The sequence below is a fragment of the Arthrobacter zhaoguopingii genome (assembly GCF_009828605.1).
GTDB classification, from domain to species: Bacteria; Actinomycetota; Actinomycetes; order Actinomycetales; family Micrococcaceae; genus Arthrobacter_D; species Arthrobacter_D zhaoguopingii.
This window is the reverse complement of record NZ_WIAE01000011.1, coordinates 1-26,470: the sequence shown is the minus strand read 5'-3', so window position 1 is coordinate 26,470 and position 26,470 is coordinate 1. Positions and strand designations below refer to the sequence as shown.

26 protein-coding genes and 1 riboswitch are annotated in these 26,470 nt (G+C 70.4%); of the genes, 17 read left to right on the top strand and 9 right to left on the bottom strand.

Features of this window, described 5'->3' with window-relative positions; translation table 11 throughout:
- Positions 1-2 precede the first annotated feature (2 nt).
- Positions 3-1,736 (top strand): threonine/serine exporter family protein, encoded by a 1,734-nt coding sequence (locus tag GVV77_RS13950; RefSeq protein WP_246199832.1) that lies wholly within the window; start codon positions 3-5, stop codon positions 1,734-1,736.
- 2 nt (positions 1,737-1,738) lie between these two features.
- On the opposite strand, the gene GVV77_RS13945 is transcribed toward GVV77_RS13950, so the two are convergent.
- Positions 1,739-2,509 carry a uracil-DNA glycosylase gene (locus GVV77_RS13945; protein WP_159619337.1) on the bottom strand — a complete coding sequence of 257 codons (771 nt, stop codon included), beginning with the start codon at positions 2,507-2,509 and terminating at the stop codon, positions 1,739-1,741.
- Positions 2,510-2,634: 125 nt separating this feature from the next.
- Between GVV77_RS13945 and GVV77_RS13940 the strand changes: the two genes are divergently transcribed.
- Together GVV77_RS13940 and GVV77_RS13935 are read left to right on the top strand one after the other, a co-directional pair.
- On the top strand, positions 2,635-2,931 hold the full coding sequence (locus GVV77_RS13940) for a DUF3263 domain-containing protein (RefSeq protein ID WP_120169905.1): 297 nt from the start codon (positions 2,635-2,637) through the stop codon (positions 2,929-2,931).
- Positions 2,932-2,955: 24 nt separating this feature from the next.
- Complete coding sequence (locus GVV77_RS13935) at positions 2,956-3,591, top strand: LytR C-terminal domain-containing protein (protein ID WP_159619335.1); 636 nt, start codon at positions 2,956-2,958, stop codon at positions 3,589-3,591.
- A 44-nt stretch (positions 3,592-3,635) separates the two neighbouring features.
- Here GVV77_RS13935 and GVV77_RS18415 read toward each other — a convergent pair whose 3' ends face one another.
- The gene (locus GVV77_RS18415; RefSeq protein WP_246199831.1) at positions 3,636-4,352 is read right to left on the bottom strand and encodes a TM2 domain-containing protein; all 717 of its coding nucleotides are present in this window, start codon (positions 4,350-4,352) and stop codon (positions 3,636-3,638) included.
- Between the two features lie 345 nt (positions 4,353-4,697).
- On the opposite strand from GVV77_RS18415, the gene groL reads away from it, so the two are divergent.
- Positions 4,698-6,326, top strand: coding sequence for a chaperonin GroEL (gene groL / locus GVV77_RS13925; RefSeq protein ID WP_159619333.1), 1,629 nt, complete (start codon positions 4,698-4,700; stop codon positions 6,324-6,326).
- Positions 6,327-6,460: 134 nt separating this feature from the next.
- Here groL and GVV77_RS13920 read toward each other — a convergent pair whose 3' ends face one another.
- From GVV77_RS13920 to GVV77_RS13895, 6 genes are all read right to left on the bottom strand, one after another.
- Positions 6,461-6,751: a WXG100 family type VII secretion target gene (locus GVV77_RS13920; RefSeq protein WP_159619332.1), complete on the bottom strand. Its 291-nt coding sequence runs from the start codon at positions 6,749-6,751 to the stop codon at positions 6,461-6,463.
- Between the two features lie 106 nt (positions 6,752-6,857).
- On the bottom strand, positions 6,858-8,270 hold the full coding sequence (locus tag GVV77_RS13915) for a sensor histidine kinase (protein ID WP_159619330.1): 1,413 nt from the start codon (positions 8,268-8,270) through the stop codon (positions 6,858-6,860).
- A 63-nt stretch (positions 8,271-8,333) separates the two neighbouring features.
- Positions 8,334-9,053 (bottom strand): response regulator transcription factor, encoded by a 720-nt coding sequence (locus tag GVV77_RS13910; protein ID WP_159619328.1) that lies wholly within the window; start codon positions 9,051-9,053, stop codon positions 8,334-8,336.
- Positions 9,054-9,129: 76 nt separating this feature from the next.
- Complete coding sequence (locus GVV77_RS13905) at positions 9,130-10,770, bottom strand: DNA repair helicase XPB (protein WP_159619326.1); 1,641 nt, start codon at positions 10,768-10,770, stop codon at positions 9,130-9,132.
- Entirely contained in the window at positions 10,763-13,231 is a 2,469-nt protein-coding gene (locus tag GVV77_RS13900) for a helicase-associated domain-containing protein (protein WP_159619324.1), read from the bottom strand. The genes GVV77_RS13905 and GVV77_RS13900 overlap by 8 nt, the downstream gene beginning before the upstream one ends.
- A gap of 65 nt (positions 13,232-13,296) precedes the next feature.
- Positions 13,297-13,545, bottom strand: coding sequence for a hypothetical protein (locus GVV77_RS13895; RefSeq protein ID WP_159619322.1), 249 nt, complete (start codon positions 13,543-13,545; stop codon positions 13,297-13,299).
- Between the two features lie 171 nt (positions 13,546-13,716).
- On the opposite strand from GVV77_RS13895, the gene GVV77_RS13890 reads away from it, so the two are divergent.
- From GVV77_RS13890 to GVV77_RS13880, 3 genes are read left to right on the top strand one after another with little or no spacing between them, the layout of a single operon-like run.
- Positions 13,717-14,100, top strand: a complete 384-nt coding sequence (locus GVV77_RS13890; RefSeq protein ID WP_120169921.1) for a cold-shock protein — start codon at positions 13,717-13,719, stop codon at positions 14,098-14,100.
- A 6-nt stretch (positions 14,101-14,106) separates the two neighbouring features.
- Positions 14,107-14,910 carry a DUF3027 domain-containing protein gene (locus GVV77_RS13885; protein WP_246199830.1) on the top strand — a complete coding sequence of 268 codons (804 nt, stop codon included), beginning with the start codon at positions 14,107-14,109 and terminating at the stop codon, positions 14,908-14,910.
- A 42-nt stretch (positions 14,911-14,952) separates the two neighbouring features.
- Positions 14,953-16,227, top strand: a complete 1,275-nt coding sequence (locus GVV77_RS13880) for an MFS transporter (RefSeq protein WP_159619320.1) — start codon at positions 14,953-14,955, stop codon at positions 16,225-16,227.
- Between the two features lie 24 nt (positions 16,228-16,251).
- Here the strand turns inward: GVV77_RS13880 and serC are convergent, their stop codons facing one another.
- The gene (gene serC / locus GVV77_RS13875) at positions 16,252-17,388 is read right to left on the bottom strand and encodes a phosphoserine transaminase (protein WP_159619491.1); all 1,137 of its coding nucleotides are present in this window, start codon (positions 17,386-17,388) and stop codon (positions 16,252-16,254) included.
- 257 nt (positions 17,389-17,645) lie between these two features.
- On the opposite strand from serC, the gene GVV77_RS13870 reads away from it, so the two are divergent.
- The 10 genes from GVV77_RS13870 (at position 17,646) to GVV77_RS13830 (ending at position 26,285) form a co-directional block, all read left to right on the top strand.
- Positions 17,646-18,341, top strand: coding sequence for an iron-dependent transcriptional repressor DtxR (locus GVV77_RS13870; protein ID WP_159619319.1), 696 nt, complete (start codon positions 17,646-17,648; stop codon positions 18,339-18,341).
- A gap of 365 nt (positions 18,342-18,706) precedes the next feature.
- Positions 18,707-19,471: a M23 family metallopeptidase gene (locus GVV77_RS13865; protein WP_159619317.1), complete on the top strand. Its 765-nt coding sequence runs from the start codon at positions 18,707-18,709 to the stop codon at positions 19,469-19,471.
- A 123-nt stretch (positions 19,472-19,594) separates the two neighbouring features.
- Positions 19,595-19,746, top strand: a riboswitch (cyclic di-AMP (ydaO/yuaA leader).
- 53 nt (positions 19,747-19,799) lie between these two features.
- The gene (locus GVV77_RS13860) at positions 19,800-20,552 is read left to right on the top strand and encodes an NlpC/P60 family protein (RefSeq protein WP_246199829.1); all 753 of its coding nucleotides are present in this window, start codon (positions 19,800-19,802) and stop codon (positions 20,550-20,552) included.
- A gap of 33 nt (positions 20,553-20,585) precedes the next feature.
- The gene (locus GVV77_RS13855) at positions 20,586-21,407 is read left to right on the top strand and encodes an NlpC/P60 family protein (protein WP_159619315.1); all 822 of its coding nucleotides are present in this window, start codon (positions 20,586-20,588) and stop codon (positions 21,405-21,407) included.
- A 240-nt stretch (positions 21,408-21,647) separates the two neighbouring features.
- Positions 21,648-22,145 (top strand): HNH endonuclease, encoded by a 498-nt coding sequence (locus GVV77_RS13850; RefSeq protein ID WP_159619314.1) that lies wholly within the window; start codon positions 21,648-21,650, stop codon positions 22,143-22,145.
- The gene (gene mobA, locus GVV77_RS13845; protein WP_246199828.1) at positions 22,142-22,762 is read left to right on the top strand and encodes a molybdenum cofactor guanylyltransferase; all 621 of its coding nucleotides are present in this window, start codon (positions 22,142-22,144) and stop codon (positions 22,760-22,762) included. Before GVV77_RS13850 ends, mobA begins: the two co-directional genes overlap by 4 nt.
- Positions 22,763-22,782: 20 nt before the next feature.
- Positions 22,783-23,058 (top strand): DUF6457 domain-containing protein, encoded by a 276-nt coding sequence (locus GVV77_RS18410; protein WP_246199827.1) that lies wholly within the window; start codon positions 22,783-22,785, stop codon positions 23,056-23,058.
- The gene (locus tag GVV77_RS13840) at positions 23,055-24,311 is read left to right on the top strand and encodes a molybdopterin molybdotransferase MoeA (protein ID WP_159619313.1); all 1,257 of its coding nucleotides are present in this window, start codon (positions 23,055-23,057) and stop codon (positions 24,309-24,311) included. Before GVV77_RS18410 ends, GVV77_RS13840 begins: the two co-directional genes overlap by 4 nt.
- 41 nt (positions 24,312-24,352) lie before the next feature.
- Positions 24,353-25,249 carry a formate dehydrogenase accessory sulfurtransferase FdhD gene (gene fdhD, locus GVV77_RS13835; RefSeq protein WP_159619312.1) on the top strand — a complete coding sequence of 299 codons (897 nt, stop codon included), beginning with the start codon at positions 24,353-24,355 and terminating at the stop codon, positions 25,247-25,249.
- A 4-nt stretch (positions 25,250-25,253) separates the two neighbouring features.
- A complete protein-coding gene (locus tag GVV77_RS13830) occupies positions 25,254-26,285 on the top strand; it encodes an LLM class flavin-dependent oxidoreductase (RefSeq protein WP_159619311.1) in 1,032 nt (343 codons plus the stop codon).
- The last annotated feature ends 185 nt before the right edge of the window (positions 26,286-26,470 follow it).

Genomic DNA, 26,470 nt, shown 5'->3' with positions numbered 1-26,470 from the left:
CCGTGGATGACAAGGCCGGCTCGAACGGGGGCCGGAAGCCCGAAACGAATCCCTCACCAGCGGCGGGCCCGCTGCCGGTGATCCAGCGACCCCTCCGTCCGCCGTCGGCCGAAAGCCCGTCGGTCGCCAGAAAGCCGGGAGGCGACCCGTCGCCTCCCGCGCAGGGCGCCCAGCGACCGGCCGGCGCCGGCGCGAAGCAGCCGCCCGCACCCGGCCCCGCGCAGCCCTCGACGCCGGGCGCCAAGTCCCGCCCGCGGCCCGCCCGGCGTCCCGCACGGGCGCCGTCGCCGACGGATGCGCTGCCGACGACGCCGCGCACCGTGCGCCCCGACCGCTCCAACGCCGCGGCGCGGAACGTACTCCGCCGCCTCGTGCAGGGGGAGGAGCCGCCCACCCAGGCGATGAGCATCGTTGAACGGCTTGCCGGCAGCCCCTACGCCAATCCCACCATCCAGGTGGGGGGACCGGACGCCAGCGCCCGCAAGACCCTCGACTTCGCCCTGAGCCTGGCCGAGACGATGTTCCGTTACGGCGCGGGAGCCCTCGAGGTCGAGACAAGCATCATCGCCGTCACCGCGGCCCTCGGCCTTGACCACATCGAGGTGGACATCACCAACCAGTCGGTGGTGATCAACTACTCGGCCAAGGACCAGACGCCCACCACGGTGCTGCGCGTGGTGCGGTCCTGGACCAACAACTACGCAGGACTGACGGCGATCCACCAGCTCGTCTCCGATATCGCCGCCGGCGGTGTCTCACGCATCGAGGCCGCCCGCCGCCTTGAGCAGATCACCCGACGGCCCAAGCCGTTCCCGCGCTGGATGGTCACCGCCGCGTTCGGGATCTTCGGTGCGGCCATCGTCGCCTTCATCGGCGGGGGAGTGCTTGGGGCCCTGATCGGGCTGGGCAGCTGTATCCTCGTCGATCTTCTCTCCCGCCAGCTGGGCCGGTGGAGGGTGCCCGAGTTTTTCTCCGTGGCCACCTCCTCGGCGATGGCCACCCTGATCGCCATGCTGTTCTGGTGGCTCGAGGTGCCGATCGCGCCGTCGCTGGTGGTGGTCGGCGGCATCCTGCTGCTCCTGCCCGCCGGCCGGCTGGTCTCAGCCACCCAGGACGCGATCAACGGGTTCCCGGTCACCGCTGCAGGACGGTTCCTGTCGGCGCTGCTGATTTTCGGTGGGGTGGTCTCGGGAATCGCCGTCGCCCTGGTATTCGGTGCGGCCATCGGCATCCCGGACCTCGAGCTGATCGCGGCGCCGACATCGCCCTACCCCTGGCCGGTGATCGCGGTGCTGATCTTCATTGCCGTGGCGATGTTCGCCGTCACCGAGCAGACCGACCTTTCGCTTGTGGTTCCCACGGCCCTGGTGGGCACCGCCGGCTACGTCCTGTGGATTTCGGCGATCAACGCGGGCGTGGGGTACCGGCTGGCGCCGGCGCTGGCAGCCGTGCTGATCGGTGCGCTGTCACGCATCGTGGCGCTTCGCATGGGCGCGCCCCAGCTGGTGCTGGCGGTGCCGGCGGTCATGTTCCTCTACCCGGGCCTTTCGATCTTCCGTGCCATGTACATGCTCACCACCAACACCGGAGTTCCGAGCGCCGGTGCGCTGGGGCTGTTCAACGCGTTCACCGTCATCCTCGCCATCGCCGGCGGCGTGGTGCTCGGCGACAACCTCGCCCGGCCGCTCACCCGCGGCCTGGGCAGCAACGAGCGTCGGCGGAACCGCAGGCGGTAGCCTCAGACCGCCAGCCAGTCCACCGGGTCCGCGCCCTGCTGCTGCAGAAGGGCGTTGACCCGGCTGAAGGGCCGTGACCCGAAGAAGCCCCGGGAGGCGGAGAGCGGGCTGGGGTGCGCCGACTCCACTGTTGGGATATCGGCGAACAGGGGCTTGAGTTTCAGCGCCTCCCGGCCCCACAGGACGGCGACCAGCGGTCCTCCCCGCGCCACGAGCGCTCGCAGCGCCGCGTCGGTGACGTCCTCCCAGCCCCAGCCGCGGTGCGACGCGGGTTCGCCCGCCCGCACCGTCAGTACCCGGTTCATCAGCAGGACGCCCTGCCGGGTCCAGCCCGAAAGGTCTCCCGTGGCGGGGGCGGTGACGCCGAGGTCATCCGCGAGTTCCTTATGGATATTGACGAGGCTCCGGGGCAGCGGCCGGGTGGCCGGGTCGACCGAAAACGCAAGGCCGACCGAATGCCCGGGCGTCGGGTAGGGATCCTGGCCTACGATGACGACCTTCACCCCGGCCAGGGGGCCACTGAAGGCCCTGAGGATATTTCCGGGCTGCGGAAGGATCCGGTGGTCGGCGCGGCGGTCCTCCTCGAGCCGCGCGGCCAGGCGGTGGAGTGTCGGTTCCTGGGGCGCGAGGGCGGGCGCCCAGTCCTCGGCGACGACCGTTCGGACCGGGACGGGGGCGGCAAAGGGAAAATCCGGACCGCCCGAGGCTCCGCCCGGCACGGCCGGCTCCGGGGCCGGGGGCAGCGGGAACAGGGGAACATCCTCGTAGCGCATTCCCTCATTCTGGCCGATCGGCGCGGGGCTCCGGGAACGTGCGGGCGGGCCGGGCGGTGAATGACAGTTATGTCATTCACAATTACCATGGGTGGGGAAGCATTACCTAGAACGAGGAGCGGCGCGTGAGCGAGCCAGCGGGGGCCCCTGCCCCAGCCCCCGGCAGCAGGGGCGTCCTCAGCGAGCGGGAACAGCAGATGCTGGCGCTCGAGCGTGAGTGGTGGAAGTACTCCGGAGCCAAGGAACAGGCGATCCGGGACCTCTTCAACATGTCCGCCACCCACTACTACCAGGTTCTCAATGCGCTGATCGATTCGGAGGCGGCCCTCGCCCACGACCCGATGCTCGTGAAGAGGCTGCGCAGGCTGCGGACATCGCGCCAGCGTGCACGCTCCGCCCGCCGCCTCGGCGCCGACATCTGACCAACGCAAGGATCCCCTCACCGCATGAGCAAGTACCCCCAGGACGAGTTTGACCGCATCCCCGAGACGGCGTCGCGCCACGGGGTACACCGGGAGCGGCTTGTCGCCGTCCGGGGAAGCGGCCTCGGGTTGAAGATCGCCGTGGGAGTTCTTGCTTTGCTTGTGGGCCTTGCCGCCTACTTCCTGCTCCCGCGGATTGAGCTGGGCGGGGCGGGGTCTGCTTCCGCGGCCAATGCCGGCGCGGCCGCGGACAGCAGCCCTGGGCCCACCGGATCGTCGACGGACAGGCTGCGCTCGCCGGAACCGGGATCCCCGGGGGCCACCGGCACAGCCGCAGCGTCCACGCCGGCGACGTCGGCACCTCCGCAGGACCCGAAACCGACAGTCGATAAGGCGCAGAAGGTAAACGTGCTCAACAGCACCGGCGTCCCCGGGCTCGCCGGAACAGTTGCCGGGCGCCTGACCGCCGACGGCTGGACCGGCGCCCTGCCCGGAAACTGGGCCGGCGCCCCGCTCGAGGGGTCGGTCGTTTTCTACAACGGGGCGGAGCAGCGGGCCGGTGCCGAAGCCCTGGCCTCCGCACTGGGGATCGCCGCGGTGCAGGATGGTGCCGGCGTGTCGCCGGACCTCACGGTGGTCATCGGACCCGAGTTCCAGTAGTCCGGCAGCGACCGGCCGGTCTACGTACCGGCCGGCCTGCTCCCTTACTCCTTGAGGGGTACGCCCTTGGCATCGCGTCGGAAGGATTCGGTGCCCACGAGGATCATGATGCCCTCGATGAAGCCCCAGACGGCCCCCAATCCGAAGGTCACGATCGTGACGGCGATCTGGGCGATGCCGATACCCACGTATCCGAGATAGAACCTGTGGATACCCAGGGAGCCGAGCAGGATTCCGAGGAGTCCGGCCACAAGCCGCGACTTCTGCTCGGGATAGCCCGAGCCGTACGGGTAGCCGGGAGGGCCGTACGGCTGGCCCTGCTGGTACTGGCCCTGCTGGTACTGGCCTTGCGGGTACTGGCCCTGGAACTGGCCCGGGGGATACTGCCCGCCCGGGGGCGGGCCCTGCTGAAACTGGCCCTGCGGGTACTGGTTCCCCTCATACGGGTTCTGCTCGTAGGGGTTCGGCTGGTACTCACCGTACGGGGCGGGTCGGGAAGGATCCTGCGCGTAGGCATCCTGGGAGAACAGGTCCCGGGCGTAGGGATCCTGGCGGGGGCTTGAGGGCGCTGCGGGCTCTGGGTAGGCATCGCCGTTCTCCGGGAGGTTGTCCTTCCGCTCGAACAGCTGAGCCTGCGGGTCCACGGCGGTATCGTCGTGCTCCCGCGCTCCGCCCGGCAGGGGGTACCCGTCCGGCTGCGGGGCCGCTGCGTCCGGCGCAGGGTCCGATTCGGAGCGGGGCTGGTCTGGGGTCGTTGACACATTTCTCCTTGGTTGTTGGTGCTGCTTCCACGCTATGCCCGGGTGAAAGGCTGCGCATCAGGTAGAACCCCGGATCCGGCCCCCGGTTTTCAGGGTCATCCCCGGCCGTTCGGGTTCCGGCGGCTTGCACTCGTGCGGTGGGAGTGCTAATTATTGACTTAGCACTCGAACCCGCTGACTGCTAAGTCATGGGCATCGAGCAAAGCAGGCATACCACTGTGGTGAGGGTGCACCCGGAGCGTAAAGAGATCGTTTCCGGGAAAGCCCGTCCGTCGCGGGCACCGCAGGCTGGTGACCACTCGTTTGCTGAAATGCATAACTGTCCCCGAAAGGACCTAAGCCGTTATGGCCAAGATCATTTCTTTTGATGAAGAGGCCCGCCGCGGCCTCGAGCGCGGGTTGAACATCCTCGCTGACGCCGTCAAGGTGACGCTGGGCCCGCGTGGCCGCAACGTCGTCCTCGAGAAGAAGTGGGGCGCCCCCACGATCACCAACGATGGTGTCTCCATCGCCAAGGAAATCGAACTGGACGACCCGTTCGAGAAGATCGGCGCCGAGCTGGTCAAGGAAGTCGCCAAGAAGACCGACGACGTCGCAGGCGACGGCACCACCACGGCGACCGTCCTCGCCCAGGCCCTGGTCAAGGAAGGCCTCCGCAACGTGGCCGCCGGCGCCGACCCCCTGAGCCTCAAGCGCGGCATCGAGAAGGCCGTCGCGGCTGTCACCGAGGAACTGCTTGCCTCCGCCAAGGAGATCGAGACGAAGGAAGAGATCGCCGCCACGGCTTCGATCTCCGCTGGGGACACCCAGATCGGCGACTTGATCGCCGAGGCGCTCGACAAGGTCGGCAAGGAAGGTGTCATCACCGTTGAGGAGTCGAACACCTTCGGGCTCGAACTCGAGCTCACCGAAGGCATGCGCTTCGACAAGGGCTACATCTCCGGTTACTTCGTGACCGACGCCGAGCGCCAGGAGACGGTCCTCGAAGACCCGTACATCCTGATCGTCAACTCGAAGATCTCCAACGTCAAGGATCTCGTTGCCGTCCTCGAGAAGGTCATGCAGTCGGGCAAGCCGCTGCTGATCATCGCCGAAGACGTTGAAGGCGAAGCACTCGCCACCCTCGTGGTGAACAAGATTCGTGGCACCTTCAAGTCCGTCGCCGTCAAGGCTCCGGGCTTCGGTGACCGCCGCAAGGCGCAGCTGGCCGACATCGCCATCCTCACCGGTGGCCAGGTCATCGCCGAAGAAGTCGGCCTCAAGCTCGAAAACGCCACGCTCGACCTGCTGGGTCAGGCCCGGAAGGTCGTCGTCACCAAGGACGAGACCACCATCGTCGAGGGTGCTGGCGACGCCGACGCGATCGCCGGCCGGGTCGCCCAGATCCGCGCCGAGATCGACAACTCGGACTCGGACTACGACCGCGAGAAGCTGCAGGAACGCCTGGCCAAGCTGGCCGGCGGCGTTGCAGTCATCAAGGCCGGTGCAGCCACCGAGGTCGAGCTCAAGGAGCGCAAGCACCGCATCGAGGACGCTGTCCGCAACGCGAAGGCCGCCGTTGAAGAGGGAATCGTCGCCGGTGGCGGCGTTGCCCTGATCCAGGCCGGCGCCAAGGCGTTTGCCAGCCTCGAGCTCTCCGGCGACGAGGCAACCGGTGCGAACATCGTCCGCGTTGCCATCGATGCTCCGCTGAAGCAGATCGCCTTCAACGCCGGTCTCGAGCCCGGTGTTGTCGCCGACAAGGTCCGCGGCCTGCCCGCCGGCCACGGCCTCAACGCCGCAACCGGTGCCTACGAGGACCTGCTCGCCGCAGGCGTCAACGACCCCGTGAAGGTCACCCGCTCGGCGCTGCAGAACGCCGCGTCGATCGCCGGGCTGTTCCTGACCACCGAGGCCGTTGTCGCGGACAAGCCTGAAAAGGCTGCCCCCGCAGGCCCCGGTGCCGACGAGATGGGCGGAATGGGCGGCTTCTAGTCCCCACCCGCGGCTCTCGAGCCGACTAGGAGCGGCATCCCCTTTCGAGGGGGTGCCGCTCCTTCGCGTTAATGAGCGTCAGCGCCAGGGCGGTGGCCGCGGCGGGGGACCGCCGGTACTGCGGTGACCGGGTGTCAGGGAAGGAACATCCGTGCGTTGGTCAGTTCCGCCTCGGCGTAGTGGCGGCCCGCTGCGGCGAGCGCTTCGTTGATGGCGGCCAGGGATTCCTCGACCCTCGCCTGCGTTCCCCGCCACTGGGCAACGAGGGCCTGGAAGTTGGAGGCGGCCTGGCCGGTCCACAACGCCTCGAGCTCCCGCAGCCCCGCCTGCATCGAGTCGACCTCCGCCTGCAGCCTGCCGATGGTTCCCTGCACCTGCGCGCTGCGAGCGGCAAGACTGTCGGTGTCGACGTTGAAATGTGCCATGGAGTCCTCCTGGGCAGGTTCCCTTCCGGCGGGTGCCGGTTTCGAAACCGTAGGTCACCGCGGGCCGGGCGGGGCTCCTCCCGGTCCGGTTGGGGACAACCGGACCTCAGGCGGGGTCTGTGGAGGAAAACTCATGGGGGTGCTCGTCCACGGCGTGGGGCAGGCGGATCGACAGGGTGGCTCCGCCGCCCGGAGTCTCCTCGAGCCTCACCGTGCCGTCGTGCTGGGCCACGAGCGCGGCGACGATGGCGAGCCCCAGCCCGGTACCTCCGGTTTCCCGGTGCCGGGAGGAATCGGCGCGGTAGAAGCGTTCGAAGACGCGCGCGGCGTCCTCTTCGGAAATCCCGGGCCCGTGGTCGCGGACCTCGATCACCGAGTCGCTCCGTCCGTGGATGACGGGGGCGACCCCGACGGCGACCTCGATGGGGGATCCCTCGGGGGTGTAGCGCAGCGCGTTGGTCATGAGGTTGCCCACCACCTGCCGCAGCCGGGCTTCGTCGCCGACAGTGGGCGCCGGACGTGGTGCACCACCGTCGAGCCCGGTGACGGTGATGGTGCGGTCGGGCGCGATGGCCCGGGCGTCGAGGGCGGCGTCATTGCCGAGGACCATCAGGTCGATGGGCTTCGCCTCAAGCGGCCGCTGCTCGTCGATCCGTGCGAGTGTCAGCAGGTCCTCCACCAGGTGGCCCATCCGGATGGCTTCGCTTTCGATCCGGCCCATGGCCGCCGCGACGTCCTCCTCCTTCTGCAGCGCTCCGTGCCGGTACAGCTCCGAGAACCCGCGGATGGTCACCAGGGGCGTGCGCAGTTCGTGGGAGGCGTCGGCGACGAACCGGCGCATCTTCCGTTCGGATGCGGTGCGCGCGGCGAAGGCCCGCTCGATGTGGGCAAGCATGGCGTTCAGGGAGCGGGAGAGGCGCCCGACCTCCGTGGCGGGCCGCTCGACGTCGACGCGGCGCGAGAGGTCCCCGGCGGCGATGGCGGCGGCGGTGCGCTCCACCCGGGCCAGTGGGCGGAACTGGCGGGTCACGGCGACGAAGGCGATGGCCGAGGCGATCATCGTCGCCACCAGGCCCACCGTGAAGATGATTTCAGAGGCCTCCTGGACGGAGTCGTCCACGGTGGTCATGGGGGAGGCGATGGCCAGGGTCTGCGGCCCGTCCTCGTACTCGAGGACCTTCACCCGCCAGCCCGGGCTGTCCGGTGCGGTGCCGCGCACCTCGAACGCCTTACCCTTGAGCCTGTTTACCTGCTCGGAGGTGAGGTGCGGAAGCCGGGGAACGTCGGACTCAGCGGCCGAATGGGAGGTCTCGAGGATGGTGCCGTCGGGGCCGAGGAGCGCCCCGTAGAAGCGCAGAAGCGGGCGGTCGCTCGCGCTGCGGTCGTGGAAGAAGGCGTTGGAGACGTTCTGGGCGTTGGCGGTCAGGTCCCCGTCCATGCGTTCGATCAGCCCGTTGCGCAGCAGCGAAACCGTCACGATCCCGGTGATGCCCACGGTCACCACCATGAGCAGGGTCATGATGGCCACCAGCTGCGAGCGCAGCGAAGCCGAATTCCACCGTCGAATCAAGGGCCCTGCTACCTACCGTCGGTCCGTGGAGCGCAGGAGATAACCCACGCCCCGCTTTGTCTGGATCAGTGCCGCCGCGTCGGCGTTCTTGTCGATCTTCCGGCGGAGGTAGGAGATGTACGACTCGACGATCGAGGCATCCCCGTTGAAGTCGTACTCCCACACGTGGTCGAGGATCTGCGCCTTGGACAGCACCCGGTTGGGGTTCATCATGAGGTAGCGCAGCAGCTTGAACTCGGTAGGGGACAGTTCGATGATCTCCCCGGCCCGGCGGACCTCGTGCGCGTCATCGTCGAGTTCAAGGTCGTCAACCCGGATGACGGCATCGTCGTCGGACAGGGGCTGGGTCCTTCGCAGCACGGCCCGGATCCGGGCGACCACCTCATCGAGGCTGAAGGGCTTGGTGACGTAGTCGTCACCGCCGACGGTGAGGCCGGTGACCTTGTCTTCGGTGTCGTCGCGCGCGGTGAGGAAGACCACCGGGAAATGCCTGCCCGCCGCCCGGAGGCGCCGGGTGACGGTGAAGCCGTCCATGTCGGGAAGCATGACATCGAGGACTGCGAGGTCGGGGTTGTGGGCCTCGGCCGCGGCGAGGGCCTCCCGGCCGTTGCCGGCGGCGACGACGTCGAAACCGGCGAACCGCAGGGAGGTGGACAGCAGTTCACGGATGTTCGGTTCATCGTCGACAACGAGGAGCTTCGCTTCGGGGGTCGGTTTCTTCACCTGCGCCATTATCCGCTCGTTTTCTGGAAATTGTCTGGACGTCCGCTGGATGCCGCCCCGACGTAGGCGGGCGCCCCCTCCGGCGTCACCCGGCGAGTCCGGCGGCGTCGAGGATCCGGTAGGCGTAGCCCTGCTCGGCGAGGAAGCGCTGCCGCTTGGCGGCGAAATCCTGGTCGAGGGTGTCGCGGGCGACGACCGTGTAGAAGCGGGCGGCGCGTCCGTCGGCCTTGGGCCGCAGCAGCCGGCCCAGGCGCTGGGCCTCCTCCTGGCGTGAGCCGAACGACCCCGAAACCTGGATGGCGACCGAGGCCTCGGGCAGGTCGATCGAGAAGTTGGCGACCTTGGACACCACAAGGGTCGAAATCTCCCCGCTGCGGAAGGCCGCGAAGAGCCGCTGGCGCTCCTTCACGGCGGTGTCGCCCTTGATCACCGGCGCGTTCAGCCGCTCGCCGAGGTCATCGAGCTGGTCCAGGTACTGCCCGATGACCAGCAGCTGTTCACCCTTGTGGGCGGCGGCGAGCTTCTCGACCACGCCGGACTTGGTATCCGACGTCGCGCACAGCCGGTACTTGTCGCCGTCCTCGGCCATGGCGTAGGCGACGCGTTCGTCCCGGGGCAGGTCGACGCGGACCTCGACGCAGTCGGCCGGGGCGATGTACCCCTGGGCCTCGATGTCCTTCCAGGGGGCGTCGTAGCGTTTCGGGCCGATCAGCGAGAAGACCTCGCCCTCCCGGCCGTCCTCGCGGACGAGGGTGGCGGTGAGCCCGAGGCGGCGCCGTGCCTGAAGGTCGGCCGTCATCTTGAAGATGGGAGCCGGGAGCAGGTGGACCTCGTCGTAGACGATCAGCCCCCAGTCGTTCTTGTCGAGCAGCTCAAGGTGCGGGTAGAGTCCCCCGCGCCGGGTGGTGAGGACCTGGTAGGTGGCGATCGTCACCGGCCGGACCTCCTTCAGGGCGCCCGAGTACTCGCCGATGTCCGACTCGGCCAGTGAGGTGCGCTTGAGGAGCTCGTCCTTCCACTGGCGGGCCGAAACGGTGTTGGTGACGAGGATCAGGGTGGTGGTCTGGCTGGTGGCCATGGCCGCCGCCCCGACGATGGTCTTGCCGGCGCCGCAGGGCAGCACCACCACCCCGGACCCGCCGGAGAAGAAACTGTCGGCCGCAAGCTTCTGGTAGGGACGCAGCGACCAGCCGTCCTCGGTCAGGGCGATGGGGTGGGGGGTGCCGTCGACGTAGCCGGCGAGGTCTTCGGCCGGCCAGCCCAGCTTGAGCAGCAGCTGCTTGAGCTGGCCGCGCTGCGAGGAGTGAACGACGACGGTTTCACCGTCGATGCGCGGGCCAAGCAGGGGTGCGATCTTCCTGGCGTGCAGGACCTCCTCCAGCACCGGATAGTCCGTGGTGCGCAGGACCAGCCCGTGCTGGGGGTCCTTCTCCAGCCGCAGCCGCCCGTAGCGGGACATCGTGTCCTCGATGTCGATCAGCAGGGAGTGGGGGACGGGGAAGCGGGAGTACGTCAGCAGGGTGTCGAGGACCTGCTCGGCGTCGAGGCCCGCGGCGCGTGCGTTCCACAGCCCCAGCGGGGTCAGGCGGTAGCTGTGGACGTGTTCGGGGGCGCGCTCCAGCTCCGCGAAAGGCGCAATGGCATGGCGCGCCTCGTCGGCCCGCGGGTGGTCGACCTCCAGCAGGAGGGTCTTGTCGCTCTGGACGATCAGCGGTCCATCAGCCATCGGGGGTCCCTTCGATAATTTCAACGTCCATCACCCGGTGCACCGAGACAACCTTCTCGACCTGCCGCACCGGATCGAAAACCCGCACCCTGCCGCCGGAGACCGACAGGGGAACGAGGACCTGCCGGACGGCGTTGCCCTGGCTGTCGGCGGTTCCGAGGCGGACCGGGGAGCGCTGCCGGATGGCGGTGCGCAGCGTCTCGAGTCCCAACAGGGTTTCACCTTCGGCGCCCGCCGCCCGGTCGGGCGCCTGCCGGGCGCCGGCCCGGAGGGAATCCACCTGGGCGGCGATCTCCTCATCGGTGATGGACCAGGGGCCCGGACGGGCACGTGTAGGTCCTGGAGGCAGGGCGGACGATGGGCTCGACGGTGGGGCGGGGGCCGGGGGAGGGGCGCCGGCGCCCGGAGGGGTCGGGCGCTCGGGGGCAGGGGTGTAACCAAGGTCCCGCAGCAGCGCCGTAAGCTCGTCGGCGCCGGCGCGGGCCGCCACGACGGTCGGAGCCAGCCGGACCACGCCCAGCGCTGCGGCCCGCGGGTCGGCGAGGAGTGCCTCAACGGCGGCGTCGTCCTCGGTGCGCAGGTAGCTGCCCGCGCTTCCCACCCGGAGGGACCCGTACCGGGCGGCGGTGTCTTCGACGAGGTAGGTGAGGGCCTGGGGCAGGCCGGTTGCCGAACGGCGGGTCAAAAAGGCGAGGATCGACGCTGCGTCCTGCCCGGCGTCAAGAGCCGGGCGGAGTGAGGCCGCGGAGAACCGGTAGGTTGTGGCCGGCCCCCGGCCCTCCGGCGCCGCCAGCAGCAGCAGCTCCCGCGCCACCGCCGGGTCGAGGTAGCCGGGGGCGACGGCGGTGAGGTCCGCCTGGACGACGAAATGGCTCACGGGCGCCGGGAGGGCTTCCCGGACCGCGGCGGCGGCCTCCGGCAGGCGGTCCTGCTGCACGAGCTCCCCGATCGGGGTCAGGGCGCCGCCGCCGAAGAGCCCGAGCGCCTCCGCCTCCGCGAGAATGCCGGGGACGAGGCGTTCGAACCGCCGTCGGAGCCGCGGCTGGTGCCAGGCGAGCCGCGCGGTCAGGGACGGGGCGTCGACGCCCGGGGCGCCGTCGTGCTCAGCGGTCAGTTCGACGGCGGCGTCGAGGACCCGCCGGCGCACGCGGGGTGCGTCGGGGCGCGAGGCCTCGGCGGCCAGCGCGTTGATGGTGGCCCCGTCCGGGGACTTGGTCCCCACCATCGCGGGGGCGCGCTCGAGGTCGAGCCATCCGCCGGCCAGGGCCAGCCACAGCGCCTCCCGGTCGCCGTCGACGGCTGCGGCCGCTCCGGTGGGCTTCCACCGTGAGTCGTCGACATCGAGCCCGAGCAGGCCCGCCCCGGCGGCGAGTTCGAGGAGCCACGGTGTGGCGGCCGGCTCGACCTGCAGCGCCTCGGTCAGCCGCTTCACCTCCCGTACGCCGACGCCGCCCGAGCGAAGGGTGGCCACCGGGGTGGGCCCGCCGGAGGCCAGCAGGGCATCCACGAGGCGCAGGGTCTCGGCGACCGCGCTGTGGGCGGCGTTGTCACGGACCGCCGGGCGCACCGGGCGGATCTCGGGATCCGGTGGCGCGGCCTGCAGCGAGGCGGCGACCCGGTGCCCGCGCACCGCCCGGCCGACGCTGCGGGGCAGCTCGACATGGGCGACGTCGAGCGGGGCAAGCAGCCCGTGTCCGAGCAGCCAGTCCACCGGAGCCGCGGCGTGCCCGGGCCGGTACCCGGCGCGGGCTGCGGCGGGAACGACGCCCACGGGCGCTCCGGCTAGCCGCTCAAGCAGCTCCGCGGTGCCCGTCGGGGCCGTGGCCAGCAGGAGTTTCCAGTCCGCCGGACGTCCGACGGCGTCGGACAGCTCACGGGCGGCGGCCTCAGGATCAGGGGTCGGACCCAGGGCGATACCGAGCGACCGGACCCGCCCGGCCGCCTCCACGAGCTGCCCGCCAAAGCCGGGCAGGACGCGGACGAGGGTTTCGAGGGGCCGGCCCAGGCCGGCGGGGTAGGGTCCGAGCGCCTCGGCCAGGGCGCCGACGGGAACGTAACCGGAACCGTCCGGCGTCGAGCCGTTCGACGCTCCGTCCTGTGGCCCTGCGTCCTGCGACACCGGGGGAGCCTGCAGCAGGGCCCGTGCGGTGAGCTGAGCCAGGACCGGCTCGAGCACCGGGGGTTCCGCGCCGCCGAGGAGGGCGCCCAGGGTGGCGGCGTCCACCCTGGTTCCTCCGGTGTCCTCGGCGGCGATGAGCACCGCCTCGAGGACCTGGAGCTGCGGTTCGGTGAGGTTCTCCAGTGCCCGCTGGAGGCTGGCGCGCGTCGAGGCCCGGGCGGCCAGTGCGGCGAAGTCCGGCACGGGCGGCAGCGACAGATCAGGGCGTGCCGATAGGAGGCTGCGCAGATCGGAGTCGCTGCGGGCGGCCAACTCGTCGGCCAGGGCGCGGATTGCGGACATTAGCTCAAGGTTACCCGGCAGCTGGCGGGAGCCGGCGCGGTGACCGGGCCCGGGGCTTTCCCGCCTCAGCTCCTGCGGCGCGTGATGACCGCGCCGAGGACCAGAGCGACCATCAGCAGGAAACCCAGCGGCAGCAGGATGAACGCCGCGTAGACGAAGCCCGGCCAGGCAGATCCCTGCAGCCAGGCTCCCACCAGGACCGCAATCAGCGAGGCCAGGCCCAGCGCAGCGCAGGTGACGGCGGCGAGCATCAGGGCGGTGCGCCCGCGCTGCGGTGCGGCGGCCGGCGGGGCCGGGATCTTGGAGGCTTCCATAACGCTTACAGCGTACAAGAACGCCCGCGCACACGAGTAAGCGCCAAGGGGATATTCTTTTATCTTAAAGACCTCCCCGGCAATGGCCGCCAGGGCAGAATCCTGCCGCAGCGCCGGGCTCCCCAGACAGCAGGCGGACACCGCCCCAGCAGACCAAGAAGAGGTAACTACGTGCCCATCGGCAAAGTGAAATGGTTCGACGCTGAGAAGGGCTTCGGCTTCGTCGCTACCGACGACGGCAAGGAGGTCTTCCTCCACGCTTCCGCCCTGCCTGCCGGCGTGACCGAGGTCAAGGTCGGCACGAAACTGGAATTCGGAGTCGCCGATGGCCGGCGGGGGCTCCAGGCCCTTTCCGCCAGGATCCTTGAGGCCGCGCCTTCGGTGGTCAAGGGCACCCGCAAGAAGGCCGACGACATGGCGGTCATCACCGAGGACCTCATCAAACTGCTCGACGGTGTGTCCAACGGGCTGCGCAAGGGCCGCTACCCCGAGAAGTCCCACGCGTCGAAGGTCGCTGCCGTGCTGCGCGCAGTCGCCGACGACCTGGACGCGTAGGCCGCCGTGATCCCCGCCCGCACCGACACCCCGGAGACCGATCCCGCTCCCGCCACCGACGCGGTCGACGCCGGTGCTCCCATAAAACGCCGGCCCGTCCGTCGGCAGGCCAAACCCGACACCGTGCTCGCCGCTGCGGTCGATTTCGCGCGGGAGGGCGTCCTCCAGGTGGCCCCGGCCGAGCAGGTCGGCGGCCACGTCACCTCCTACCCCGAGGGTGAGCGCCTCACGACCCACCGTTTCGAGGCTTTCGTTCCCGGCTACGGGAACTGGCACTGGTTCATCACCCTGGCCCGCGTGGCCCGCAGCAAGGAGCCGACGATCTGCGAGGTTGGCCTGCTGCCCTCCGAGACGGCACTGCTGGCACCGCAGTGGCTGCCCTGGTCCGAACGGGTGCGCCCCGAGGACCACCAGGACGCCGCCGACTCGCCGGCTCCCGGCGGGGCGGCCGCCGAACCGGCCGCCCAGGATTCGGCCTCCGTGGAGCCGGGTCCGGGCACCGACGGCGGTAGCGACGAGCCGGGCGCTGACCGGGCTGCCGACGACACTGACCGCGCCACCGACGACGCGACCGACGAGTCTGCGGCCGAGGACGGCACCGATCAGGTGGCGGCGGACAGCGGCACGGACCAGCCAGAGCTTAACAACGCCGCCGACGAGCCGGAGCCTAGCAACGCCACCGGCGACGGCGGTTCCGAGCCGGGCGGGGCGGCGTCGTCCGAAGCCGCAGACGTCCCCTCCGGTCCTGCCGCCGAACCGGCCGCCGGGCCCGCCCTCGCGGAGCCTTCCACCCCGGGCCGGGACGACTAGCGCCTTGCCTCCGACGGGTTCGGACGGTCCGGGAGTGCGCTGATGAGCACGTTCCGGTCGATGCGCATCCCGAACTACCGCCGGTGGTTCATCGGCGCCTCGATATCCAACATCGGCACCTGGATGCAGCGCACGGCCCAGGACTGGCTCGTCTACGACATCCTGACCGACCAGAACGCCTCCGCCCTCGGCATCGTCCTGGCGCTCCAGCTCGGCCCGCAGCTGCTGATCTCGCCCCTGGCCGGGCTGGTCGCCGACACGGTTGACCGCCGGAAGCTGCTGCAGGCGACGCAGGTTCTCATGGCGGTGCTCGCCGTCGGGCTCGGCCTGCTGGTCGTGCTCGGCGTGGCCGAACTCTGGCACGTCTATGCCTTCGCCCTCGCCCTCGGCGTCGTGTCCGCCTTCGATGCGCCGGCGCGGCAAAGCTTCACCTCGGAGCTGGTGCGCGATGAGTACCTGCCCAATGCGGTGGCCCTCAACAGCGCCTCCTTCAATGCCGCCCGCCTCGTCGGCCCCGCAGTGGCGGGGCTGCTGACCGCCGCCGTCGGGCCAGGGTGGGTGTTCCTGATCAACGCGCTCACCTTCGGCGCCATGGTTTACACCCTGATGGCGCTCCGCATCCCCGACCTGCAGGTCCAACCCAAGTCGCCACCGGGCAAGGGACGCATCCGGGAGGGCTTCCGGTATGTGCGGGGCCGGCCCGACCTGATGATGGTACTGCTCACGATCTTCCTTGTCGGTACCTTCGGCCTGAACTTCGCGGTGTTCATCGCCGCCATGGCCCGCACCGAGTTCGGCCAGGGCGCCGGGGTGTTCGGAGTGCTGTCCTCGGTCATGGCGATCGGGTCGGTCGTCGGGGCGCTGCTGTCGGCCCGGCGGGAGCAGCCCCGGCTGCGGTTCGTCTTCGGTGCCGCCGGCGCCTTCGGCACGGCATGCGTCCTCGCGGCGCTTGCACCCAACCTGATCCTGTTCGGCCTCGCCCTGGTCCCCGTAGGCCTGTTCGCCCTCACCCTCCTCACCAGCGCCAACGCCTACGTTCAGACCACGACGCAGCAGGTGATGCGCGGGCGGGTGATGGCGCTGTACCTGGCGATCTTCCTGGGCGGGACGCCGCTCGGGGCGCCCGTCGTGGGCTGGGTCTCGGACGCCTTCGGGCCGCGGTGGAGCCTGGGCGTCGCCGCAGCCTCAGGGCTGGTGGCGGCGGCCGCCGGGCTGTTCTGGGCCTGGCGGTACCACGAGGTCCGGATCCGGTACGACCGTTCCACGCCCCGGCGGCTGCGGATCACGCACGAGACGCCGCAGGGCCCGGGGGACTGACCCGGGGCACGCCCGCGCGGGACCTCACTCGGTCGGACCGTCCGCCGGGAGCCTTTCGATGACGTAGTCGATGCAGGCCAGCAGCGCCGAGACGTCGTCAGGATCGATCGAGACGAAGGTGGCGATCCGCAGCTGGTTCCTGCCGAGCTTCCGGTAGGGCTCGACGTCGACAATGCCGTTAGCGCGCAGCACCGACGCGACCCGAGCGGCACGGATCGGCGCCGCGATGTCGATGGTGGCGATGACGTTCGAGCGGTCCTCCGGGCGCTGGACGTACGGGGTGGCGAGGGGGGAGGCCTCCGCCCAGGAGTAGACGCGCCCGGCCGAGTCGGCGGTGCGGGCCGCCGCAAACTCCATGCCGCCGTTGCCGAGAAGCCATTCGACCTGCGCGTTCAGCATCACGAGGGTCGCCAGGGCCGGCGTGTTGTAGGTCTGGTTCAGTCGCGAGTTCCCGATCGCCGTCTGCAGGTTCAGGAAGTCGGGAATCCACCGGTCCGAGGCGTCAATGCGCTCGGCGCGCTCCAGCGCGGCGGGGGAGAACAGGCCAAGCCACAACCCGCCGTCGGAGGCAAAGTTCTTCTGCGGGGCGAAGTAGTAGACGTCGGACTGGGAGACGTCGACCGCCAGTCCGCCGGCGGCCGAGGTGGCGTCGATGAGCACCAGGGCGCCGTCGTCCGCGCCGGCGACGCGTTCGACGGGCGCCGCGACCCCCGTCGAGGTCTCGTTCTGCGGCCAGGCATAGGCATCGACTCCTTCCTCCGCGGCAGGAAGCGGCCGGCTGCCGGGCTCGGAGGAGCGGATCGAGGAACGCTCAAGGAAGGGCGCCTTGTCGGTCGCGGCGGCGAATTTCGAGCCGAACTCTCCGAAGGAAAGGTGCTGTGCCTTCGACTCCACCAGCCCGAAGGCTGCAGCGTCCCAGAACGCGGTCGAACCTCCCACTCCGAGGACCACTTCGTAGCCGTCCGGCGCCCCGAAGAAGGTGGAGAGGCCGTCGCGGACGGCACCGACGAGGTTCTTCACCGGCTTCTGCCGGTGGGAGGTGCCAAGGATCGACGGGTTGGCTTCGGCGAGGGCCCTCAGCTGCTCCCCGCGGACCTTCGATGGGCCTGCGCCGAACCGGCCGTCCCGGGGCAGCAGATCGGTGGGAATCGACAGGTCCATAGGCTCGCTCACTGGTCCTCCGTGCGGATCGTGGGTTCTGGGGCAACGCGCCTCATTCTGCCCCAGGACCGGTGCGCCGGGTTATTTGTGAAGTCCGGCACGGCCCCGGGTGCGGGGGCTCACTGGATTGCCGGGGCGCATGGTGCATGGGTTAACCTGAGGGGGCGTAGGGACGCGGTCGGCCCCACCCGGACGTGCTGCAGCACGCGTTATCCTTACCTGCCCCGCACTGTGCCGTACCTAGGAGCCGAACGGTTATGACGGATCTCATCGATACCACCGAGATGTACCTGCGGACCATCCTTGAGCTCGAGGAAGAGAACATCGTTGCCCTCCGGGCCCGCATCGCCGAACGGCTGCGCCATTCCGGTCCGACGGTGTCCCAGACGATCGGGCGGATGGAACGCGATGGGCTCGTCGTCGTCTCGGGCGACCGCCACCTCGAACTGACCGAACTCGGCCGGCGCCGCGCCACCGGGGTGATGCGCAAGCACCGCCTGGCCGAACGGCTGCTGAGCGACGTCATCGGCCTCGACTGGGCGTATGTGCACGAAGAGGCCTGCAGGTGGGAACACGTGATGAGCGAGCGGGTCGAACGGCGGCTCTACGAACTGCTCGGCCAGCCCTCCCAGTCGCCCTACGGCAACCCGATCCCCGGCCTTGAGGCCATCGGAGGGGTGGCCTCAGAATCCACGACCGACGGTGTGACAACGCTGCTGGCGGCAATGGACGACTACCGGCCGGGCTCCTCGGTCACCCTGCTGCGCCTCGCCGAGCCGATCCAGGTCGACCCGGAACTCCTCTCCCAGCTGGCCGAGGGCGGGCTGCGCCCCGGAGCCTCCCTTAACCTCGAGTCGGTGGGCGGATACGTCTCGGTCCGGGTTCCCGGCGTCGAGGGTGCTCTCGAACTGCCGCCCGAGGTCGCCGCGCACGTCTTCGTCGCCGTCGCCTAGCGCAGACAGGCCTTCCGTCGTCCGCCCGGCTGGGGCGGGGGCCCCGGGCCCCCGGCGTTCCGCCGACCTGTATGCCGGCCTGTGTGCAGTACCGCGTGCACCCCGTCGCGCCGCTCTGGTTCGCCAGCCTGTGGGCGCGCCGCGCGCACCCCGTCGTGCTGCCCCGTTTTGCCGCCGGGGCATGATGCTGTGAGACTGTTCCCGATCGTCTCCTGATCCCCGCGCAGCCGCGGGGACAAGCCCGCCACCGGCGCCGGCCCGCAGGAGCGCACAGCATTTCCGCTCCCGGGACGCGTCCGCCGCTGCGGCGCCCCCGGTGCGGCCTGCCCGGTGCCGGGCGGGCATCGGCAGTGAAAGGGGACAGCATGCCGAAACACCGGGTGTCAGGCCGCCGCCGCGCGGAACCCGCCCAGCCCGCGCCGCGGCCGCGGGACGCGCACCGGACCAGCCGGCGCCGCAGCGGCCGGTGGGCCGGCGGCTCACCGGACCGGGCCGGACAGAAGCTGGCGATGGCCGCGGCCGTCTCCGGGCTGGTCCTGACGGCGGCCCTGCCGACCACTGCCGCAGGCACCTCGGCCTCGGCCGCCGGGACCGTGCCGGCACCGCAGGAGGTCCGCGCCCCGGAATCGGCAAGCATCAGCTTCACCCCCGTTCCCCTTCGAGGTTCCCAGGACTTCGACACCCAGCTCCGGGCAATCGTTGCCGCCTCGGACCGCCCGGGAGTGCCGCTGGGCGTGAAGGGCTCCCTGAGCGGGCCGCTCGAGACCCTCAAGGGCACCTCCGGGTTCGGCCACCGCGTCAGCCCGATGACGGGCCTCGCTGGGGAGTTCCACTCGGGGCAGGACTTCAGCGCCGCCTGCGGCACTGAGGTCCGCGCCGCCGCCGACGGGACCGTGATGTCCGCCGGGTGGCACCCCTACGGCGGCGGCAACCGGGTCGTCGTCGACCACGGCAACGGCCTGGAGACGACCTACAACCACCTCGCCTCGATGGAGGTCGCCAAGGGGGATGTCCTCGCGCGCGGAGCCGCCGTCGGAACCAGCGGCAGCACCGGCTCCTCCACCGGATGCCACCTCCATTTTGAGGTTCTGATCAGCGGGCGTCCGGTCGACCCGATGGGCTGGCTTTAGGGGCGACACACCTGTCGTGATCTGAATGTGACAATTGGGTCAGATGTGAGGTACGGTACTACTCGTGCCAAATCGTTATAGATTCGGCGCCCTCAAGCAAATCGCCTAGCTCTGCCATTGCCTGAGGTCCGTCCGCACAATTCGCATGGCAGAGGCGGGGGAACCAATTTTTGGGTTTCGTTTAGAAATCCTTGGGGTTAAGTCGCTGATTTCAGCGGCCGGGTGACTCCCATCCGAATCCGACAGCTCACCTCGCAGGCATTGGGAGAGGCAATCAAACGTGTCCAATAGCTCTTCTCTGGGGCGCCACCGCGCCGTCCAGGCTCCTGTGAATCCGCTAACGGCTCTCTCAAAGGCCGTCACCTCGAATGCCGGCTCGGTCGGCCGCCAGGCCGCCGCCGTCGTCGCCGCCTCGGGCCTCGTGCTCGCAGCCGGCCTCCCGGCCCACGGCTCCTCCACCGCCGAGCGCGAAGTACAGTCCTCCTCCTCGCTGAGCGTCACCGCTCCGGAAACCGCGGCCGTCAGCGCCGCGGCCACCGCCGCCGTCTCGTTCGAGCGTGAAGCCGTCACCGTGGCCCCCGCGCCCGTCGTCGTCGAAGCGCCCGTCGTCGAAGCGCCGGTCGTAGAAGTCCCCGCTGCGGCCCCGGTCGTCCGGCCCGCAGTCGCAGCCCCCGCCGCTCCGGCTCCTGCCCCCATGCAGGTTGCCGCCGTCGCCGCCCCGGCTCCGGCCCCCGCCGCTCCTGCCCCCGCACCGAAGCCCGAGGTTCCCTCCTCCGGCATCGGCGCCGCACTCGTCGGATCCGCCTATTCCCAGATCGGTGTCGCACAGGACTGCACCGCGATGGTCGAGAAGGCCCTCCGCTCGGTTGGAAAGTCTGTGGGTGACCTCGCCCCCGGCCAGTTCTTCCAGTACGGCGACGTCGTCGGAACCCCCGCGGCCGGCGACCTTGTCATCACCGGCGGCCACGTCGCCATCTACGTCGGAAACGGCCAGGTCATCAGCGGTGGCCTCAACGGCCTTAATACCGGTCTTCACTCCCTGTCAGATCTGCCTGGCGCAAGCTTCGTCCGCGTTCGCTAGAACCCCTCTCTCAACACCTTCTGGAGATCTCCCATGTCTAATCGCGCCTCCATTGCCCGCCACCGCGGCGCAGCGCAGCGTACGGCTACACTCACCACCCTCGCCAAGGCCGTCAGCGACAACGCCGGCGGAATGGGCCGCCAGGCTGCCGTCGTTGCAGCCGCGTCGGGACTGGTCCTCACCTCCGGTGTGGCAGCGAACGCCGCCGACCTGCAGCCCGAGCGTGAATCCTTCACCTCGACGCTCGAGGTGACCGCGGCGCCGGCCGCCGTCGTCGCCGACGTCAACGCGAAGGTGGCGTTCAACCGCACCCCCGTGAAAGCCGTCGCCAAGCCGGTCGTCGTCGAAGCACCGGCCCCGGCCCCCGTGGCAGCCCCGGCTCCCGTGGCCGCCCCCGCCGTGGCCCCTGCCGCCCCCGCCGTCCAGGCGCCGGCACCCGCCGCCAAGGTCGTCACCGCAGCGGTTGCACCCGCCCCGGCTCCGGCTCCTGCTCCCGCGAAGCCCGCCGCCCCGGCAGCTCCCTCCGGCAAGGCAGCGACCATCGCCGCCGCCGCCAAGGCCCAGCTCGGTGTCATGCAGGACTGCACCCGCCTCGCCAGCAACGCCCTCGCCGCAGCGGGCATCAACTTCCACGGCTGGCCGGCCGGGTACCTTTCCCTGGGCCGCACCGTCGGCGCCGCCGAAGCCGTCCCCGGCGACCTGATCTACTACGCCGACGGCGGCATGGGCATGGCCCACATCGCCGTGTACATCGGTGGCGGCCAGGCGGTCCACGGTGGCTTCAACGGCAACACCACGGTCATCGCACCGGCCCAGCTCGGCTCGGGTCCCGTGTTCATCCGCGTCGGCGGCTGATCTCCGCGTTCAAAAGGACGGGCCGGCGGGGGAAACCTGCCGGCCCGTTGTTCGTTAACAGTGTCCGTCCCGCGGTGCGGCGGCGGGAGTGGGGTGCACCCTGCGATCCAGGCGATGACAGCGATGTGTTCCCGCCCGGGCGCCGGGCGGCTACCCTAGGCATTGTTAATTCGTAGAACTTATCCCGAACATCCGGGGTGGCAGCCGGCGGCGGGACATAGTCCGCAAAGAGGCATGCGCATGCGCACTCTCGTTTTGAACGCAGGATTCGAGCCACTGGCGGTTGTGACGTTCCGCCGCGCCCTGGTGCTGGTGCTGACGGGGAAGGCGAGCGTCATTGCGGAGGACGACGAGCCGGTCGTCGGGCCGACGGAGATCCTCGGGCGGCCGTCGGTGATCCTGCTGAACCGGTACGTGAAGATCCCGTACCGCCACGACCTGGCTGTCACCCGGAGGGGCGTCCTGCGGCGCGACAACCACCTGTGCGCCTACTGCGGGAAGACGGCGACAACCATCGACCACGTGGTGCCCCGCTCGCGGGGCGGCGGGGACACCTGGGAGAACATGGTGGCCTGCTGCCTGCGCTGCAACAACACGAAGGGGGACAAAACGCTCGCCAGTCTCGGCTGGCGCCTCCGGTTTGTCCCCAAGCCTCCCCGCGGGCCGCTGTGGCAGCTTAAGGAACTGGAGAAACCGGCGCCCTCCTGGAGCGAGTACCTCTCTGAATGGGCCGCGTGAGCGGAACCGTCCCGCCGGCGTTCGACGCCGTCATCCTGGCCGGCGGCAGGTCGAACCGCCTGGGCGGTACGCCGAAGGCCTCCCTGCGCATCGCCGGGGCGACCCTTCTCGAGCTCACCGTGCGGGCGGTCGCCGGCGCCGGCCGGATCACCGTCGTCGGCCCGGAGCCGGCCGCCGGGGTGCGCCCGGCGCCGGGTGCCCCGCCCGTGCGCTTCATGCGTGAGGACCCGCCGTTCGGCGGGCCCGCCGCGGCCCTGGCCGCCGCGCTGGCGCAGCCGGAGCCGGCGGGCTCCACCGCCCCCTGGCTGATGGTGCTAGCCTGCGACATGCCCCGGTCAGGGCAGTTGGTCCCCGCCCTGCTCGCGGCGGCCGCCGATGCCGGCACCTCCGTGATGGCGTCCGACGGAGGCCGGGACCAGCCGTTGGCCGCGCTGTACCGGCGCAGCGACCTCGAGGGCGCGGTGGCGGCCGCGGTCCAGGCCGGCGGTGTGGAAAATCTTTCGATGAAAGCCCTCCTTGCTAGGGTGAGTGTTCGACCGGTCCCGGTTCCACCGGGCACGACACTCGACGTCGACACGTGGGCCGATGCACGGGCCCTCGGGGTCGACGACGGCTAACCAACCCCGGGAGGGCCCTCATGGACGAGCGCGATCAATTACTTTCTCAGTGGTGTGAGAACCTGCTGGCCGCTTTTGAGCTTGAGGAGTCCCGGGTGGACATCAACGCGGTCCTGGCACTCGCCGGCAAGGCCGCCCACGCCGTCGTGCGGCCGGCGGCACCGCTGACGACTTTCGTCGCCGGCTACGCGGCCGGGCTTGCGGCGGCCAGCGGCCAGGCCTCGGAGGAGGTCGCCATGCGCTCCGCCCTCGCCCTCGCGGCCCGGCAGTGCGACGCCGCAGGGGCCGGCTCTTGAGCGCTGAGGCGGGGCGCAACCTCGGCTGGGAGGAGGCCCGGCAGGTGGCCCACGCCGCGGGCCAAGCCATGCCGTACCAGATGGTTCCGCTGGCCGATGCCCTCGGGCAGACGCTCGCCGAGCCGGTCACCGCGCTTCAGGACATTCCGCACTACGCCTCCTCGGCGATGGACGGGTGGGCCGTCAGCGGTCCGCCACCGTGGACCTTCGTCCACCCGCCGGTTGAGGACCCGCGCAGGCTGAATGCCCCGCACAGCGACTCGGGCACTATCACGCTTGAGCCGGGCCAGGCCACCTTCATCCTCACCGGCGGCACGGTGCCTGAGAACACCACGGGGATCCTGCGGACCGAGCACGGGCTGGTGCGCGGGGACAGCCTGGACCGCAACTCCCTTGCCCGCGCCGACGAACCGGCGCCTGGGGAGCACATCCGCCCCGCGGGCGAGGAGGCGGCCAGCGGCTCGACCGCTATTCCCGCCGGCGTCGTCCTGAACCCGGCGCAGATCGCCCTCGCGGCGGTGTGCGGCCACGACACCCTGGCGGTCCTGAGGGCCCCGCGGGTGTCGCTGCTGATGACCGGGGACGAGGTGATCGAGGCCGGGCTGCCGCAGCCCGGACAGGTGCGCGACACCTTCGGGCCGCAGCTCCCGGCGTTCGTGGCGATGCTCGGCGGCCACGTCGATGTTGCGGGCCGGGCCCGCGACGACTTCGACGACGTCGTACACGCCATCAGCTCTGAGGCCACCGACGCCGCCTCGCTCGCCCGGGCCTCGGGCGACGTGCTGATCACCACCGGCGGCACCGGAGGGTCATCCGCCGACCACATCCGGCGCGCCCTCGCGGCGCTTGAAGCCGAGCTGATCATCGACGGGATCGCCATGCGGCCGGGACATCCGACCCTGCTGGCCCGGCTGCCCGACGGGCGGTTCCTGGTGGGACTGCCGGGCAACCCGCTCGCGGCGATGATGGCGATGCTCACCGTTGCCGGGCCGCTGATCGCCGGGCTGCGGGGAGCGCCGCTCCCGCCGCTGCGCCAGGTGCTCAGCGGCGCCGACTTCGAGCCCCTGCCCGGCAGGAGCAGGCTGGTGCCGTACCGCACTGAGGCAGGGCGGGCCCAGCCGAGCACCCACCAGCGCTCCGGGATGCTCCGGGGACTGGCCCTGGCCCACGGGGTCATGGTGGTTCCACCCGCCGGCTGCGCCACCGACCAGCCCATGCAGGCGCTCGACCTGCCATGGCCCACTCCGCAGTGATGCGGCTACCCTCGAGATAGACCATCTCAAGGAGGCTCACCATGAACCGGGTCACCCAGCGGCGCCGCATCACCACGTTCCGCGCAACGGCGGATCCCCGCCGGCGCGAGGACGCACTGGCGGGGGAGGAACCCCTCGAGATCCGGCTGGGCGGGTCGGCCTTCACCGTGACCATGCGGACCCCGGGTGACGACTTCGACCTCGTCTCCGGCTTCCTGGTCTCCGAAGGCGTGGTGTGGGAACCCGGACAGCTGCCGAGCCTTCGGTACTGCGCCGGGGTGGACGAGTCGGGCCAGCAGACCTTCAACGTGGTGGAGGCGCAGCTGCGGCCGGGAACGGTGCTTCCCGACACGGCCCTTGAACGCCATGTCTACACCTCGAGTTCCTGTGGCATCTGCGGCACCGCCTCCATCGACGCGGTGCGCAAGTCCTCGCGCTTCGACCTGAGGGCCGATACGGCTGGGGTTGACCTCGAGGTGCTGCTCGGGCTGCCGGACCGGCTGAGGGAATCCCAGAAACTGTTCGACCGTACCGGCGGAGTGCACGCCGCCGGCCTGTTCACGGCCGACGGCGAACTGCTGTGCCTGCGCGAGGACGTCGGCCGGCACAACGCCGTGGACAAGGTGGTGGGCTGGGCACTGCGCGAGGGCAGGCTTCCCCTGGCGGGTACCATCCTCCAGGTCTCCGGACGGGCATCCTTCGAGCTGGTGCAGAAGGCCCAGCTCGCCGGGATCCCCATCCTGGCCGCCGTCAGCGCGCCGTCATCGCTGGCGGCCGACCTGGCCGACGACGCCGGCATGACGCTGGTGGGCTTCAGCAGGGGCTCCTCGCTCAACTGTTACTCCCACCCGGAGCGGATCCGGGCCGGTGCCGATGCCGGTGCCGGTGCCGCCGCGGACGCCGGTCCGGCGGGCCGTTCGGTGCCGGCCGCCGGGTAGTCCCGTGGAACTGGGCGTCTTCAGCTTCGGCGACCTCCACCCCGATCCGGTCACCGGAGAGCGGGTCTCCCCCCAGGCGCGCATGGCGCACCTACTCGAACGGGTGCGGCTCGCCGATGAGGTGGGCCTTTCCTACTTCGGCATCGGCGAACACCACCGCCCGGACTATGCCGTCTCATCGATCATTCCGGTGCTCTCGGCCGCGGCGGCCCAGACGACCTCCATCCACGTCGGCTCCGCCGTGACCGTCCTGAGCACCGAGGACCCGGTGCGGGTGTACCAGCAGTTCGCGACGCTTGACCTGCTCTCCGGCGGCCGGGCCGAGCTGACGGCTGGGCGGGGATCCTTTATCGAGTCCTACTCCCTGTTTGGTGCCGCGCTCGAGGACTACGACGCGCTCTACGAGGAGAAGATCGGCCTGCTCCTGCAGCTCGACACGCAGGAGCGCATTACCTGGAGCGGACGGTTCCGGCCCGCACTCAGGGACGCGCTCGTCCTGCCGCGCCCGCCCTCGGGTCACCTCGACATCTGGATCGCTACCGGTGGAACGATGACGTCGACGGTCCGGGCCGCGCGCCTGGGCCGCCCGGTGATGTACGCAATGCTCGGCGGGACGGTCGGGAACTTCGCCGAGCACGCGCAGCTGTACCGGGCCACCGCCGCGGAGGCGGGGCACGATCCGGAGAGGCTGCGGGTCGGGGTGAGCAGCGTGGGCCTGGTGCTGCGGGAGGGCGCCCGGGAGCTGTTCCGGCCGTACTGGCTCGATACGATGACCCGAATATCGGCGGAGCGCGGATTCCCCACTCCCAGCGGCCTGACATACAACATGCAGGCGGCGCGCGCCGGTGCGGTCTTCGTCGGGACTCCGGAGGAGGTGGCGCAGAAGATCGCGCTCACCTCCGCCCAGATGCAGCACGACCGCCACATCTTTCAGTTCGATTTCTCCTCGGTGCCGCAGGCGAAGGTCCTTGAGTCGATCGAACTGCTGGGGACAGAGGTGCTGCCGTTGGTGCGGCGCGAGCTCGGAACCGCCTGACGGTCCCCCTCGGGGTGCGTGCGTCCCGCCGAGTGTGCAGTTAACCACGCTTCGGCGCCGGCAGTCTCTAGTTTTTAGCGCAACACCTTGAGGAACGGGGTGTGGTGTGGGTAAGAAGATTGGGTGGGAGACGCGGGCGGCGGCGTATCGGGCGCTGATCCGAGGCGTTTCGACGGTCCGGGTGG